Here is a 15,286-nt window from a genome sequence, read left to right as displayed (position 1 = left end):
GGCGGTGGCGAGATCCTGGACGCCGAGCCTAACGGCGGCGACCGCCTGGTCGAGCTGGTCGAGGGCTTTTTGAAGACCTTCCATCATGCGTCTCCCTGAGATGACTTCTTCGACTTGGCAGCCGGCTTCTTGGCGGCAGTGGGTTTTTGGGCTTTGGCAGCGGCTACCTTTTCAGGAGCCGGTTTTGCGGACGCGGCCTTCTCAGGCGCGGCCACAGCCACGGCACTGGCGAAGTTGGGGTGAACCACGCGGCCGCCATCGGTCAGCATCGTTGCCTTGACCAGCTCGTCGTCGCGGTTGATGGCGATCTGCTTGGAGGCCTTGTCGACCATGGTCTCCAGAAACGCGAACAGATTCTTGGCATAAAGCAGCGAGGCCGAGGCCGCGACCCGGCCCGGCACGTTGAGGTGGCCGACGATCTTGACGCCATTTTCAGTGGTCACGACCTTGCCGGCCTGAGCGCCCTCGACATTGCCGCCACGTTCGACGGCGAGATCGACAAGCACCGAGCCCGGCTTCATCGAGGCGACCATGGCCGCAGACACCAGTTTTGGCGCCGGACGGCCCGGGATCAAGGCGGTGGTGATGACGATGTCCTGCTTGGCGATGTGCTCGGCGGTGAGCGCCGCCTGCTTGGCCTGGTATTCCTTGGACATTTCCTTGGCGTAGCCACCTGATGTCTCGGCTGCCTTGAATTCCTCGTCTTCGACAGCGAGGAACTTGGCGCCGAGCGAGGCGACCTGCTCCTTGACCGCCGGACGCACGTCGGTGGCAGTGACGATCGCACCCATGCGGCGGGCGGTAGCAATCGCCTGCAGGCCGGCAACGCCGACGCCCATGATGAACACTTTCGCCGCCGGCACAGTGCCGGCCGCCGTCATCATCATCGGCAAGGCGCGGTCATATTCACCCGCACCGTCGATCACTGCCTGGTAGCCGGCAAGGTTTGCCTGCGACGACAAAACGTCCATCACCTGGGCACGCGTAATGCGCGGCATCAGTTCCATGGCGAAGGCCGTCACGCCCGCCTTGGCCATCGCCGCAAGTGCAGCGTCGTTGCCATAGGGGTCCATGATGGCAAGCACGGCGGCACCTGGCTTGTAGCCCTTCAGCTCGGCGTCGCTCGGACGCCTGACCTTCAGCACGACGTCGGCGCGTCCCGCATCGGCGGCCTTGCCGATGACAGCACCGACAGCGGCGAAATCGGCATCGGGAATGCGCGACAAGGTCCCTGCCCCTGTCTCGACAACCACATCAAAACCTAGCCCCACCAGGCGTTTCACCGTATCCGGCGAAGCCCCGACACGGGTTTCAATCAATTCAAGCTCTTTGGGGATGAATATCGTGCCGGACATCCGGGCTCTCCGCGCAAATGTTCGTCCGCCGGGAGATTTCCCGGCGGCTCTCATGCCGCTATTGTCGCAATTGCCGTAAAGACGGATCGGCTGAACCGACTAGGTGCCGATGCCCTAATGGGCGACAAGGATGCCCTTGGCCTCAAAGATCGCCCGAATCTGCCGGACATAGCCGTGATAGTCCTTGTCCTCGTGGGTCTTGCTCCACTGGCGTGGGCGCGGCAGGTCGATCTTGAGATCAAGGTCAATGCGGCCAGGGCGCGGCGACATAACAAGCACGCGGTCGGCGAGAAACACTGCCTCGTCGATGCCATGGGTGATGAACAGGACCGTGTTGCGCAAGCGAAGCCACATCGACTGTAGATCCATGATCATTTGTTCGCGGGTCAGCGCGTCAAGCGCACCAAAAGGCTCGTCCATCAGCAGCAGGCCGGGCTCTTGGATCAGCGCCCGGCAGATCGCCACGCGCTGGCGCATGCCGCCCGAGAGCTCGGACGGAAATTTGTTGCCGAACCCTTCAAGCCCGACCTGGGCCAGCAATTCTTCGGCTCGAGCCCTGTATTTTGCCACGTCGAGCTTCTTGATCTCGATCGGCAGCAGGATGTTGTCGAGCACCGAGCGCCAGTAGAGCAACAGATCCGACTGGAACACGACGCCGGTTTTGGGATGCGGCCTGTTGACGCCGTCGCCGTCGATGGCGATGCTGCCGGTCGAGGCAGGCGTAAGGCCGGCTAGAAGTGAAAGCAGCGTGCTCTTGCCGCAACCGCTGGGCCCGACTACGGCAACGAAACTGCCGGGCTCGATCTTGAGATCGATTTTGTCGAGGGCAAGGACATCATCGTCCTCGCGTGTCTTGTAGATCTTGGAAAGCCGCGAAATGTCGACCGCCGCGCCCATCTGGGTAGTGGCACTCATGGGATTGCCTCACTGAACCTGTTTTTGTTGTCGGCTGCTCCGGCAGCCGGCCTATTTGGCGGAGTCGCGCTTGTAGGTAACTCGGCTCTCGATGGTATCGATGATGAAATAGAGCATCACGCCAAGCCCGGAGATCGTGACCACTGTGGCGAAATTGAGCGTAGTGTCGAACTGCGAGTTGGCCTGGAGTTGCAGGTAACCAAGACCGCGTTCGGCAGCAACATACTCGCCGATAACGGCACCGATGACGGCAAGCGACACCGCCACCTTGAAGCCACCGAAGATATTGGGCAGTGCCGCTGGCAGACGGACCTTGAAGAAGGTCTGCCATTCGCTGGCCCCCATCGAACGGACGAGATTGACCAGGTTTTTGTCCAGCGATTGCAAGCCGACCACCGTCGAGATGACGATCGGGAAGAACGAGATCAGGAAGGCCAGCGTGATCTTGGGCGCCCAGCCGTAGCCGAGATACAGCACCAGCAGCGGCGCAAGTGCGACCTTCGGCACCGTCTGCAGGGCGACCAAGATCGGATAGATGGCGCGCTCGAAGGCCCTGGAATAGAAGATCGACAGCGCCAGGGGGACGCCGACCAGTACCCCCAGGGCAAAGCCGGCGACAACTTCGAACAGCGTCACATAGCCATGGGAGGCGAGCAGCGGCAGTTCGTTGACGATCCGCGTGGCGATAGCCAGCGGGGTCGGCAGAACGAACTCCGAGAGCCCCGACCAAGGAACCAGAACCTGCCAGGCGCCAAGCAGCACGATCGCGAGAATAAGCGCCGAATAGCGCTCAAGCCAGGGGCCTCGCGATTTCTTCTTGCTGCTCATGTTCTTGCCTTGCTTTTTCTGCGCCTGACCGGCGCCGATTACATCCGTGCTCGCCACCGTAGCCTCACTGCGTCAGAAGTTCATTGGTATAAAAGGTCGAGATGGGCTTCGGTTCGCCGATATCGTCGACGCTGCCGATCAGCTTGAGCGCATCGGCAATCGTATTTTCATCAACCCATCCTAGAGGTTTGCCTGTGGCTGCCGGAATGGATTTAGAAGTCGCCTCGACTTGCTCGCGGACAACCTTGTCGGATGGCCCAGCCTGCCATACCGCCTTCAAAGCAGCGGTTGCGGCTGCAGGATCACTGCGCGACATTTCGATTGCTTTGCTTGTGACGGAAAGGAAACTGCGAAGCGCGTCGCCCTTCTTCTCTACACCGTCGGCGCTAGCGACAACCGCTAGTCCAGGGACAGCAAGGCCAAACTCCTCCATATCAAGGACAGCAAAATTGGTGGAAGTCTTGTCTATAAGAACAGGAAGATCGCTTGTTCGGTACACGCCAACCACATCGACCTTCTTCTGCACAAACTGTGGAATGCGGGTCTGGCTGTCCATCTGGATCTTGCTGATCTTCGTACAGTCTATTTTGTTCTGAGTGCAGAAAACGCCCATGTATGCAGTTGAAGTTTCGCCTATCGAGCTAGCGATAGACTTTCCTTCAAGATCACTTGGTTTTACGACCGGATTCTCGGGATGCGATATAAGGACAATGGGCGCAGCCGGCTGGTAAAGAGAGATAATCTTGACAGGCATGCCCTTTTGGATAGCCGTAATCGCAAATATTCCAGGAACCACTGCAAGGTCTTCCTGGCCTTGGAGAAGGGCTGCGAGGGCCGCCTGGGCACCGGCGCCTTCGCCGAGCGTCACGGTGAGGCCAGCGTCCTTATAGAGCCCCTTTTCTTGACCCAGGTAGAAGAAGCCGTATTCCCCCTTCAGCTTCCAGCTAAATCGTAGATTGACGTCCTCGGCCATGGCGGCCTGAGATGCCAGAACGGTGGTGACGGCAGTCGCGGCAATGAGTGCTGCGCTGCGAACGAGACCTGTGGCGTACAACATTTCTCTCCTCCCTAACGAGCACCACGCGGGCGCCCTATGGCCCGAAGGCCTGCCTCTCTCCCCCGAACAAGGCGTGACAACTCACGCTCTCAAACCCCATTCTTGATCTCATAGTGTGATCACAATTGACCTTTGTCAAGCGACGAATCTGTGCTTGCCTCTAACAAATGTCGGACCTCCCGGAGCGAGCGCCGCAACCACGAGACCTCTCCGGCAAGCATCGGAAATCGCTGCGGGTTTCGCCACGCGTCGTGACGTCGCGACCAAGCTTTGGCCGGTCGCGGCCTGCGCCATCGCCATGGCCAACACAAAATGTCTGGGCTAAATTCTGATGCGAGTGGGGTTTCGGACTGTCAATGCGCAACGGCGAATGTGCTTGGCAGCGAATTTTCGATCGCCGTGCAGCTCAAGTTGCGGGCGATGAAAACCAGCCATCCACGCGGCATGCCTTCAGGCCAGTGTGGCAGATATTCCGGGGGATAAACGACGTGCTGGACGCCTTGGATGACCACGGGTCGCGGGTCGCCCCTGACCGGCAGCAGACCCTTCACACGCAGGATCGATTGCCCACGCCCGGCCAAAAGCAATTCCAGCCAGTCGACGAATGCCACCCAATCGACTTCCCTGTCGACCTCGACGGTGAAGGTCTCGATGCCGTCACTGTGCTTGCCCGCCATCGGAGTGTCGGCCATTTCGAAATGGCGCGGCTCCCACGTCTCGTCATAATCGAAGACGTCTGCCGCACGCGGCATGCTTGCGCGGCTGGAGACAAGCTGCCTGACCTGCGGGTTCACCTTGCCGACTTCTTGGCCAAGCGCATCAAGCCGCCAGGGCTCGACAAGGTCCGACTTGGTGATGACCACGCAATCGGCCAGCGCTACCTGCTGGACGGCCTCGGCGAAATTACCGATGCTGTTGGCACCGCTGACGCCATCGACGGTCGCTACGATACTTCCCGCCCGATAGCCGCGGCGGAGCTGGATATCGCTCATTACCGCCTGCATGATCGGCGCTGGATCGGCGAGGCCTGTGGTTTCAACCACGACCCGGCGGAAAGGCGCCACCTCGCCTCGACGGACCATCGCCAGAAGGTCCGCCAGAGTGGAAACGAGATCATCACGCACTGCGCAACATAGGCAGCCAGACGAAAGCAGCACCGCGTCTTCGGAAACTTCGCGCACCAGCAAATGATCGAGCCCGATTTCGCCGAATTCGTTGATGATCACCGCCGTGTCAGCAAGATCCGGCTCGCCGAGCAGATGCCTGAGAAAGGTGGTCTTGCCGCTTCCAAGGAAGCCGGTCAGAACATGGACCGGAATTCTTTCGTCAATCGTGGATGCGGCAGGCTGCACGGTCAGCTGACCTCGAAGATCGCGTCGATCTCGACGGGCACGTTGCGCGGCAGTGAATAGCAACCAACGGCAGCGCGGGCATGGCGCCCGGCCTCGCCGAACACTTCGACCATCAGGTCGGAGGCACCGTTGATGACCTTGGGGTGATCCTTGAAGTCGGGCTCGGCATTGACGAAGCCGCCAAGCCTGATGACGCCGACAACACGATCGAGGTCGCCATCAAGCGCTTGCTTGAGCTGGGCAAGGATGTTGACAGCGCAAAGGCGGGCGGCCGCCTGGCCTTCCTCAATGGAAAAATCCGAACCAAGCTTGCCGGTGTACTTGTCCTTGCCGGCCTCGCTCGGCACTTGGCCTGAAATGTAGACTTGGTTGCCCAAGCGGCGCGCCGGCACATAGTTGGCCAAGGGCGCTACGGTCGCGGGCAGGCTGATGCCCAGACGGACGAGATTCTGTTCAGCCTTACCGGCCATGGCGTATCCTCCCAGATCTTAATGTCAGTAGTCGAATTGAAGTTCCGGCCCCTGCGCGAAAGGCAGCTCGATGCCTTGCGAGCCGGCAACGCTGAGCAGCGCCTTGCAGGTGGTGCGGATGTCGTGGACGATGCCCTTCTTGGCAGCGTTGGCGTTGCCTTCCTTCAGCGCGCCAAGAATGTCTTCATGATCAGCGGCGTTCCACGGCATCGAAGGGATCAGCAGCGACATGTACATGGTCGGGCCGAACTGTAGCCACAGCGATTCGATCAGCGGCATCAGCACTTCAGAGTCGGCCGCTTCGTAGAGCGTAAAGTGAAATTTCTGGTTGAACGACAAGCAGTTCAGGATGTCGCGCTTGTCGATCGCCACAAGCAACTGCTTGTTGATCGAAGCGAGCTCGGTGATCAGCGTTGGCGTTGCCTTCTTGGCAGCCAGCTCGGCCGCCATACCTTCAAGCATCTCGCGCACGGCAAAGAGGTCGCTCAGCTTATCCGGGCTCAGCCGTGGCACGCGCACCGAACCGCCCTTGGTTTCCTCAAGCGCATTGGCAGCCACCAGACGGCTCAGAACCTCGCGCACAGGCATCGGGCTGGTGCCAAATCCGGCCGCCAGTTTGCGCAGGCTCATCACTTGGCCGGGCAGGAAAGCCCCAACCATGAGACCTCTGCGCATATAGCGCAGCACATGCTCATGGACATGCCCGCGTTCTTTCTTGGCGGGTTCCTTGCCGTCTTTGGCGCCGTCGATTTTGTCTATCCGCATTCCGCTTCTCCGCCTCTCGTCGGTGTCCTCAAGATTTGCGCTTTACGAGGAACGACGCCATGTTGCGATCTTGCCGCAGATATACGCCGACCGGGGGCAGAAGTTGACAGGCCGCAATCTGTGATCTCATATTGTGATCAATAAATGAACTTTCCCTGCACGGCAACCTTTAACTGCCGCCGATCGATGCGCAGCCAGGCACCAGATGCCGCAATCAACCGGCCTGCGCCCCTTGCGCAACTGACAACCCTCCCGCACGCGATCGCTGCGGCAATTGCTGAGGCCTCCGATGACCATGCCCGCTTTCGACCAGGCAACCTTGCGCGTCACAATTGCTGCGGCCGCGCTACGGGGACGATACGTGCTGCGCAACGTCCGTCTCAACAATGCCGTGATAAAAGCAAGTGCCATCGAAACCGCGTGTGCCGAGTTCTTTCTCGCCGACCTGACTGTAGAGCAAGGCAAGATATTGGCAACAACCCCAGCGGGTGATCCGGCCGGCTTCCACCTGGGCGGAACGGCGCAGATAGATTGCGGCGGCAGGGTTGTTTTGCCAGCCTTTATCGATTGCCATACGCATCTCGACAAGGGCCACATCTTGCCCAGGACATCCGATGCCGACGGCACGTTCACTGGGGCATTGGCAGCCACAAAGGCCGATCGCGCGGCCAACTGGTCGGCTGATGACATCGCTCGGCGCATGGATTTCGCGCTGCGTTCGGCGCATCACCACGGTACCTCGGCCATCCGCACGCATCTTGATTCGCTGCCGCCGCAGGACGCCATCTCGTGGCCGGTCTTCGAGGAAATACGGGCCGAGTGGCGCGGCCGGATCGAGCTACAGGCTGCCTGCCTGTTCGGCATCGATTTCGCTCGCGACGAGGCATTCTTGAAAGGCATCGCCAAGCGCGTGACAGCAGCTGGTGGCATTCTGGGTGCTGTCGCCTATCCCGCGCCAGATCTCGATGACCTTCTCGACAGCATGTTCGCAGCCGCCACCAAATACGGTCTCGACCTCGATTTCCACGCCGATGAGACCGCCGATCCATCCGCCGATGGGCTGCGCCGCATCGCCGAGGCAGCGCTACGGTCGCGCTTCGCAGGCAAGGTGCTCGTCGGCCACTGCTGCTCGCTCGCCATGCAGGACGACGCAAACATCGACGCGACGCTCGAGAAGGTCGCCGCCGCCGGTCTTTCGGTGGTGTCGCTGCCGACCTGCAATCTTTATCTCCAAGATCGACGGCATGACGGAACGACGCCAAGGTGGCGGGGCGTGACGCTGCTGCACGAGATGAAGCGGCGCGGGATCCCGGTGGCGCTTGCCTCTGACAATACGCGCGATCCGTTCCATTCCTATGGCGATCTCGACATGCTCGACACCTGGCGCCTAGGCACACGCGTGCTGCACCTCGACCATCCGGCAGGCGTTTGGCCAAAAACCGTGTCGGTAACACCTGCCGCGATCATGGGCCTCGACGACAAGGGCATGGTCGCCGAAGGACAGGTGGCCGATTTCATACTGTTCGAAGGCCGTTCGTGGTCGGAAGTGCTTTCGCGCCCGGAAAGCAATCGTATCGTTGTTCGCAGCGGCGCGCCGATTGCGACGTCCCTGCCATCTTATGCCGAGTTGGACGAGCCGATCGGCTGAAAACCGCCAGAACAAATCAGGCGCCGGTCTCCCGGCGCCTGATGACAACTGCACAGTGGCTTAGAAGCCTCAGGCGGTCGCGCCGACCTGATATAGCTCCACCTTGGTGCCGTCGGGATCGGCGATATAGATCGTCAGCCCATAGGGCCCGTCATGCAGCTCGTTGAAATAGCGCACGCCGGCCTTCTTGAGCTTGGTATCAAGAGCGCGGACGTCATTGACCTCAAAGGCAATGTGGTCGAGCTGGCGATGATCGCTGGCCTTGCCGTGAATGAGGGCGATGCCCTGATGGAAGGCGGTGAACGGACGCCCATCCGCGAGCGGTTTGGCCGCTCGGATCGTGAAACCGAGTTGGTTGGTGTAGAAGGCAACCGACGTGTCGATGTCGTTGACCATGATCAGCTGGTGGCCGTAGTTGGTGACGCGTGGCTTGACCTGCTCGCCAATCCAGTCGAGCACTTCCGACGACGGTGCGATCTCGCAGAAATACTGCTTCCAGATCTGCTTGGCGGTTGCTTCCCATTCAGCATTGACGCCCGACACGCAGTCATCGATGGCGATCACATCGAGATCGCGTAGATAGGCTTCGCGGATCGAGGTCTCGACGCAGGCATTGGTGGTCGCGCCGGTGATGAACAGATGCTGGGTGCCCAGCATCTTCAGCATCATTTCGAGACGGGTCTCATAGAACGCGCCGAAGCGATGCTTGCGGATGACGAAAGACGGGTCGAAATCGGCGAGCGGCTTCAGCTCGTCGATGATCTGCTCGTCCCAGCTGCCTGCCAGCGCCGACACCTGCTTGCGTCGGGCGGTGTGGCCGAGCAGCTTCTTCTTGGCGCGGTTCTGGTCGACGGCGAAGTGTTCCTGCATCGTCCAGATAACCGGAATGCCGGTGTCCTGGCAGCGCTTGATCAGCTTGGCCAGCGGCGGCACGATCGACGAAAGGCGCTTAGTGTCGACGCCCGAAATGCCAAGCGTGCCTTTCTCGTGGATAAAGGCGTTCTGCAGGTCGATGACCAGCAGCGCCGACTTACGGTAATCGAGGGTTTCGAGGCTCATTTCTTGTGCTCCACCATATCGATGCCGAGCACACCACCGCGACCCCAGCTGTCCTTGGGAGTCTCGTGTATCACGACATGCAGATGATCGGGCTTGCAGGCAGCCTCTTCGACCATGGCCTTGGTGATGGCTTTGACGAGGTTGCGCTTCTGCTCGACAGTGCGCCCCTCCCACATCTCAACGACGACGAACGGCATAGTTATTTCTCCTCTCTTTCGGTGGGCAGCGCGCCTGAGGCCCAGACGGGCACGGCGGGCGCGAAGCCCGAAACCAGATCGTTGTCCGCCCGGTCGGTGCCACAGAGCAGCCACAGCGGACGGTTCGAATAATTGACCAGCACCTGCTCTTCCATGCAGGCGCGGTTGGCGGGATGGTTTGCATCGCGCTCAAAACGGCTCGTCGCCGGTATCAGCCTGATGACATAGAGGGGTTCGGCGGCATCGAAGCCGTCGAGCGCTTCGGGCCTCATTTCCCCCAGGCTGATCGCCTTGGCCTGAGGGTTTTCCCGACCAACCGGCAGCAAAACGATTGCGCCAGCAAGCGGGCTCACCGGCCAGTAGCGGCCCTCCCGGCCCTGCCTCAAGAATTCAGCGTAGCTGCTAGCTTCAACAAACAGCTCGCTGTCCCACAAGATGACATCCGCGCCGATTGCCTTTTGCGCGGTTTCGATCACGACATCGCTCTCGCACAGGTCGAGAAAGCTCCACGGATCGGTGAGACCGATGACATGGCCCCACGGATTATGGATCCCCGACAACCGCTCCTGGCGGATCGTTGCCTTGCGGGCAACGATGCTTGCCACCGCTTCGCGCACCGGCAAACGTGCTGGTGTCAGCGAAACCCGGCCGGCCAGGTCCAGTTGGTCGAGGCCGGATGTTGTCATGACGGCAGGGTCACGCAGCGGCCGCGGCCGTAATTGGTGTCGGCGACCACGCCGTTTTCGTAGACGACATCGCCGCGTGCCACCGTCATAACCGGCCAGCCCTTGAGCTTCCAGCCTTCATATATGCAGGTGCCCTTGCCAGTGTGGGTGACGGTACGCTCCTCGTCGAGATCGACCAGCACCAGGTCGGCGTCGAAGCCGACATCGATATGACCCTTGCGCGGCCACAGGCCGAAGCGCCGCGCCGGGTTGAACGAATTGAGTTCGACCAGGCGGCTGAGCGGAAGCCCACGCTGGTGGACGCCGAAATGCAGCATCAGCGACAGTTCCCACGGGAAACTGACGACACCGGGGAATTCGGTCCACAAATCCTCGAGCTTCTTGGGCAGGAACGGCACGTGATCGGTGCCGAGGCTGTACACGGAGCCGTTGAGCATGCCGGCCCACAGGCCTTCGAGTTCGTTGCGGTCTCGCAGCGGCGGCGAGATCTTGGCGCGCATGTCGAGATCGTCGTCATAGCAGGTGCGCGTCAGGTAATGCGGGCAGGTCTCGACAGTGACATGCACGCCGCGCGCCTGCGCCTCGGCGGCCAGAACCGGACCCATGCCGACCGAGGTGTGGACCAGATGCAGTGAGCAGCCGGTCTTCTCGGCCAGGAAGATCATGCGGCGGATGGTTTCGACTTCGCAGAAGGCCGGGCGCGATTCCGTGTAGGCGCCGAGATCCTGGCGGCCGGTCGCGGCGATCTCCTTCTTAATCCACGAGGCGATCTGGGTGTTTTCGCAATGCACGTTGATGACGCCACCGGGAACCTTGGCGAGGATGCGCATCGCGGCATAGACCCAGCCGTCGGTCGCCGGCACGATGCCGATCGGATTGTCGGGCTCGTAGCCGAAATAGCACTTGAACGACTTCACGCCGGTCTTGGCGATGATCTCGGGAATCTCGGCGATGTGTTCTTCGCGCTGGATGCCGAAGTGGAAGCCGAAGTCGATGACCGAGTTCTCCTCGCCCAGCGCCTTCCGCTCCTCGTAGAACGGCAGATAGGATTCCTTGAGATTGCGGATGTAGAGCAGTGCCGTGGTCACACCGCCGGAAGCCGCCGCCGCCGTTTCCGTGCGCATGTCCTCGGCGAAAGGATACTTGACGCCAAGGTGGCAGTGCGGATCGATCAGGCCGGGCATCAACACGCGGCCTTCGGCGTCGATGATGCGGATGGCATCCGGTAGCGACTCATCCGATCCGGTCAGGACGATCTTACCGTCCTTGACCGCGACACCGCCGTGGAATTCGCCGTCGTGGCGAACCACCCGCGCGTTCTTGATGACCAGATCCGCTTTCATGACTTCTGCTCCAAAATTCCTGCAATGCGCCTGCTGATGCCGCTCCACTGGCTGCGGCCGACGGTGATCGGCGCGCGCGCGCCCATGCCGCGTGCCCAGACGGTCTTCAGCCCCAGTTCGGCGGCGGCATCCCTGTCAATCGTGCCGGGAGGGGCTGCGACATCGACCAGCAGCGCATGCTTGGGCAACAGCGCCAGCTGTTCGCGTTCGAGCAGCCGCTTGGGCACGCTGCCGATGACGACATCCATCTTCGGCAAATATTCCGGCAATTGTTCGAGGGTCAGCGATTCAGCACCCGCCGCATAGGCAGCAGCGCGTTGCACCGGGTTACGCGCCGCGACATGGACATGCGCGCCAAGCGCCAAAAGCGTGTTGGTCAACAAGGAGCCAATAGTGCCCTGCCCGACCAGGCAGATGTTGGATTTATGGATGGTGATTTGGGTATTCTCGATGATCACCTTGAGCACGCCCTCGACGATCGCCGGGCCGCGCAGCAGCATCAGGTCAACGTCCCACTCATATTCATGCAGCGTGATGCCGAGTGCTTCGCAGTGCCCTTTCAGGTTGGCATCGCCCCAGCCGAGGATGATGTGGCCGGGCTTGCGCATGCCGGTCAGCATCTCGCGCGTCGGGATGATCTTCTCCGGGCACTTCGGCGCAAACAGCGCGCCTTCGGCGGTAATGCCGGGGATCGGAAACAGCGCAATGTCGGCGCCCTTCAACGCGTCAGCAGCGTCCTTTGCGTGATAGACTCCGTCGATACCCTCATCCGGCCAAGGGAATCCATAGGCACGGACGGTTGCGCCGGCACGAACCGCGCAGCGTGCGATCTCCTGTTCGCGGGGGTCGCCGGCGACGACGGCGATGACTGTGTTATGCCAGCTCATTTCGCCCTTACCTTCTCAATGACCTGATCCCTGGACATGCCGGCGATGCCCATCGCCTCGGCGGTACGGCCGCCCTTGCGATAGTCGGTCCCGACGGCGATCTGCGCCAGGCTATAGAGCGAGTGCGCCACCGGTGTCTCGACGCCTGCGATCTTCGCGAATTCAAGGAAAGGCAGCAGGCCGTGGCCGAAGTCTTCCTTGTAATAGCGGTATTCGAGCGAATCCGGGCCCTTGATGCGCTTGTTTGCTTCGCCGCCGGCAATCGCCGCGCGGAAATCGCTGGTGTCGACCACATCGGCCTCGACCGTGCCGAGCAGCTTCATTTCCTCGACGAGATTGGGCAGATCGTGCCCGAAGGCCTTGGCGACCGCCAGCCGCTCGTCGTCGAGTTGCTTCATGACGCGGGCGACGCCAGGTGTCATGGCATCGACATAGAAGGTGAAGTTGCCGCCCGTCGCCTCGACCCAGGCTGCAGCCAAGACAGCCGCCGGCGGATGCAGGACCATGTTGACGTTGGAGAGGTCCGAGGCGATCACGTCGGCAACCGGGGTGAGACCAGGAAAAAGCCTTCCTGCTATTTCCAGCACTTCTGTACCGCCCCTGAGTGCCGCGGCCTTGAGCTGCTTGGCGCGGCCAGAAACGGTGACGCCATCGGAACGATACTTGCGCGCGACATAGGTAAGCGTCGAGAACTCGACAACCGGAGGAGCGGCACGGCCAGTGCGAGAAAACGTCTCGGCGAATTCAAGCGCGCCGCCAGTGTGGCCTGGGTTGAGCACGACAGGCTTGTTCGATGACCAGCCGGCAGCTGCCAGGGCCGAGGCAATCGCCGAGTGCGAAAATGTCGGCAGCACAACAACGGCCACGTCGACGCCCGAGATCGCCGCCTTCAGATCGGTAGTTATCAGTGCCGGCCTGGCCACGCCCTCGCCTAGTTTGCCTTCGTAGGCCACGCCACCGAGCTTGACATGCGGCTCCAAAGTCTCGGCCGAACGTGCCCAGAAATGCACATCATGGCCAGCCTGGACCAACTCTGCGACCGAGGCTGCACCGCCCGCGCCCGCGCCTAATACTGCAACTTTCATTTTCTCCTCCGAGGATCGAAGCGCGGCGATTCGAACCGCGCGCCCTCAAGCTCCATGGCATCGCGAGCTGGTTTCCTCCCGAGCCCGCGCGAAGACTTGATTGCCGTCAATCAATTTGATCACACTTTATGATCACAGGTAGAATTGTCAAGCGTAAGAATGCCCTTCCGCCTTACCCGACCTGCGGTTTGAACCCGGCGACTTCGATGCCTGCGACGGCTGCAAGTTCGTCGTTGTCAGAGGCGTCGCCGGTAATGCCAACCGCGCCGATCAGTTCGCCTGATGCGGTACGGATCAGCACACCGCCCGGCACCGGCACAATGCGGCCACCGGAAACGGCATTCAGGCCGTCGGTAAAGTGCGGACGCTCTCTTGCCGTCTGGTCGAGCCAGCGCGAGCCCATGCCGACGGCGAGAGCGCCATAGGCCTTTCCGCTCGCGATCTCGAATCGCAGCATCGACGAGCCGTCCTGTTTGTGGAAGGCGATGAGATGGCCACCGGCATCCAGCACCGCCACCGACAGCGGCTTCATCTTGGAGTCCTGGGCTTTGGCAAAGGCCGCCGAGATGATGGCTTCGGCCTTGGCAAGGGTTAGTTCGGGCATGTCGTGTTCCTATCGATTTCCAAAAAGCGCTTGTTTGACCTTCAGCTCGAGCCTGCGCTTGTGCAGGACCGGTTCGGTGTAGCCGTTGGGCTGGGCGCGGCCTTCAAAGACCAGGTCGCAGGCAGCGCGGAAGGCGATCGACTGGTCGAACTCAGGCGCCATCGGACGATAGAGCGGATCGCCGACATTCTGACGGTCAACGATCGCCGCCATGCGCTGCAGTGAATCCATCACCTGGATATGCGAGCAGACATCGTGGCGCAGCCAGTTGGCAATGTGCTGGGAGGAGATGCGCAAGGTGGCGCGGTCTTCCATCAGGCCAACGTCGTTGATGTCTGGCACCTTGGAGCAGCCGACGCCCTGGTCGATCCAGCGCACGACATAGCCCAAAATGCCTTGGGCATTGTTGTCGAGCTCGCGCTGGATCTCGTCGGGCGTCCAGTTGGGACGGACAACGACAGGCACCGACAGGATGTCGTCGAGGCGCGCCTTGGGACGCGACTTGAGCTCGGCCTGCACCGCATGGACATCGACCTTGTGGTAGTGGGTGGCGTGCAGCGTGGCCGCCGTCGGCGACGGCACCCAGGCGGTGTTGGCACCAGCACGTGGGTGGGCGATCTTCTGCTCCAGCATCGCTGCCATCAAATCCGGCATCGCCCACATGCCCTTGCCGATCTGGGCATGGCCCGACAGGCCGCATTCAAGCCCGGTGTCGACGTTCCAGGCCTCGTAGGCCGAAATCCACGGCGCTTGCTTCATGTCGCCCTTGCGCACCATGGGACCCGCTTCCATCGAGGTGTGGATCTCGTCGCCGGTGCGGTCGAGGAAGCCGGTGTTGATGAACACCACGCGTTCCTTGGCAGCACGGATGCATTCCTTGAGGTTGATGGTTGTGCGCCGCTCCTCGTCCATGATGCCCATCTTGATGGTTTTCCGGGGCATGCCGACAAGGCGCTCGACCCGGTCGAAGATCTCGACGGCGAAGGCGACTTCGTCGGGGCCGTGCATCTTCGGCTTGACGACATACATCGAGCC

At 61.2% G+C, this 15,286-nt stretch carries 16 protein-coding genes; 1 reads left to right on the top strand and 15 read right to left on the bottom strand.

Annotation, left to right across the window (positions count from 1 at the left end):
* Nucleotides 1–83: 83 nt before the first annotated feature.
* The 7 genes from AC1DLV_RS29740 to AC1DLV_RS29710 all read right to left on the bottom strand — a co-directional run bounded on the left by AC1DLV_RS29740 (nucleotide 84) and on the right by AC1DLV_RS29710 (nucleotide 6,742).
* Nucleotides 84–1,355, bottom strand: a complete 1,272-nt coding sequence (locus tag AC1DLV_RS29740) for a Re/Si-specific NAD(P)(+) transhydrogenase subunit alpha (protein WP_476803557.1) — start codon at nucleotides 1,353–1,355, stop codon at nucleotides 84–86.
* Nucleotides 1,356–1,469: 114 nt separating this feature from the next.
* The gene (locus tag AC1DLV_RS29735) at nucleotides 1,470–2,270 is read right to left on the bottom strand and encodes an ABC transporter ATP-binding protein (RefSeq protein ID WP_476803556.1); all 801 of its coding nucleotides are present in this window, start codon (nucleotides 2,268–2,270) and stop codon (nucleotides 1,470–1,472) included.
* A 51-nt stretch (nucleotides 2,271–2,321) separates the two neighbouring features.
* Nucleotides 2,322–3,098 carry an ABC transporter permease gene (locus tag AC1DLV_RS29730; protein WP_476803555.1) on the bottom strand — a complete coding sequence of 259 codons (777 nt, stop codon included), beginning with the start codon at nucleotides 3,096–3,098 and terminating at the stop codon, nucleotides 2,322–2,324.
* A 64-nt stretch (nucleotides 3,099–3,162) separates the two neighbouring features.
* Nucleotides 3,163–4,155 (bottom strand): ABC transporter substrate-binding protein, encoded by a 993-nt coding sequence (locus AC1DLV_RS29725; RefSeq protein WP_476803554.1) that lies wholly within the window; start codon nucleotides 4,153–4,155, stop codon nucleotides 3,163–3,165.
* Between the two features lie 353 nt (nucleotides 4,156–4,508).
* Complete coding sequence (locus tag AC1DLV_RS29720; RefSeq protein WP_476803553.1) at nucleotides 4,509–5,507, bottom strand: CobW family GTP-binding protein; 999 nt, start codon at nucleotides 5,505–5,507, stop codon at nucleotides 4,509–4,511.
* Between the two features lie 2 nt (nucleotides 5,508–5,509).
* Entirely contained in the window at nucleotides 5,510–5,977 is a 468-nt protein-coding gene (locus tag AC1DLV_RS29715) for a RidA family protein (RefSeq protein ID WP_476789204.1), read from the bottom strand.
* A gap of 24 nt (nucleotides 5,978–6,001) precedes the next feature.
* Entirely contained in the window at nucleotides 6,002–6,742 is a 741-nt protein-coding gene (locus AC1DLV_RS29710; RefSeq protein WP_476784928.1) for a GntR family transcriptional regulator, read from the bottom strand.
* A gap of 295 nt (nucleotides 6,743–7,037) precedes the next feature.
* Between AC1DLV_RS29710 and AC1DLV_RS29705 the strand changes: the two genes are divergently transcribed.
* Complete coding sequence (locus AC1DLV_RS29705) at nucleotides 7,038–8,390, top strand: cytosine deaminase (protein WP_476803560.1); 1,353 nt, start codon at nucleotides 7,038–7,040, stop codon at nucleotides 8,388–8,390.
* Between the two features lie 69 nt (nucleotides 8,391–8,459).
* Here the strand turns inward: AC1DLV_RS29705 and AC1DLV_RS29700 are convergent, their stop codons facing one another.
* The 8 genes from AC1DLV_RS29700 to AC1DLV_RS29665 all read right to left on the bottom strand — a co-directional run.
* Nucleotides 8,460–9,449 (bottom strand): isochorismatase family protein, encoded by a 990-nt coding sequence (locus tag AC1DLV_RS29700; RefSeq protein WP_476783558.1) that lies wholly within the window; start codon nucleotides 9,447–9,449, stop codon nucleotides 8,460–8,462.
* Entirely contained in the window at nucleotides 9,446–9,646 is a 201-nt protein-coding gene (locus AC1DLV_RS29695; protein WP_067969826.1) for a 2-hydroxymuconate tautomerase, read from the bottom strand. The genes AC1DLV_RS29700 and AC1DLV_RS29695 overlap by 4 nt, the downstream gene beginning before the upstream one ends.
* 2 nt (nucleotides 9,647–9,648) lie before the next feature.
* A complete protein-coding gene (locus tag AC1DLV_RS29690) occupies nucleotides 9,649–10,332 on the bottom strand; it encodes a resolvase (RefSeq protein WP_476803552.1) in 684 nt (227 codons plus the stop codon).
* On the bottom strand, nucleotides 10,329–11,675 hold the full coding sequence (locus AC1DLV_RS29685) for a dihydroorotase (RefSeq protein ID WP_476803551.1): 1,347 nt from the start codon (nucleotides 11,673–11,675) through the stop codon (nucleotides 10,329–10,331). The genes AC1DLV_RS29690 and AC1DLV_RS29685 overlap by 4 nt, the downstream gene beginning before the upstream one ends.
* Entirely contained in the window at nucleotides 11,672–12,562 is an 891-nt protein-coding gene (locus AC1DLV_RS29680; RefSeq protein WP_476803550.1) for a dipicolinate synthase subunit DpsA, read from the bottom strand. Before AC1DLV_RS29680 ends, AC1DLV_RS29685 begins: the two co-directional genes overlap by 4 nt.
* Nucleotides 12,559–13,647 (bottom strand): NAD/NADP octopine/nopaline dehydrogenase family protein, encoded by a 1,089-nt coding sequence (locus tag AC1DLV_RS29675; RefSeq protein WP_476803549.1) that lies wholly within the window; start codon nucleotides 13,645–13,647, stop codon nucleotides 12,559–12,561. Before AC1DLV_RS29675 ends, AC1DLV_RS29680 begins: the two co-directional genes overlap by 4 nt.
* 172 nt (nucleotides 13,648–13,819) lie before the next feature.
* On the bottom strand, nucleotides 13,820–14,251 hold the full coding sequence (locus tag AC1DLV_RS29670) for a GlcG/HbpS family heme-binding protein (protein ID WP_476803548.1): 432 nt from the start codon (nucleotides 14,249–14,251) through the stop codon (nucleotides 13,820–13,822).
* A gap of 9 nt (nucleotides 14,252–14,260) precedes the next feature.
* On the bottom strand, nucleotides 14,261–15,286 hold a 1,026-nt coding region (locus AC1DLV_RS29665; RefSeq protein ID WP_476836336.1), incomplete at its 5' end, for a malate synthase G.

Source organism: Aminobacter sp. 01T433 (genome assembly GCF_056398585.1).
Note: the sequence above shows the minus strand (reverse complement) of the source record. Positions and strands in the feature narration are given on the sequence as shown.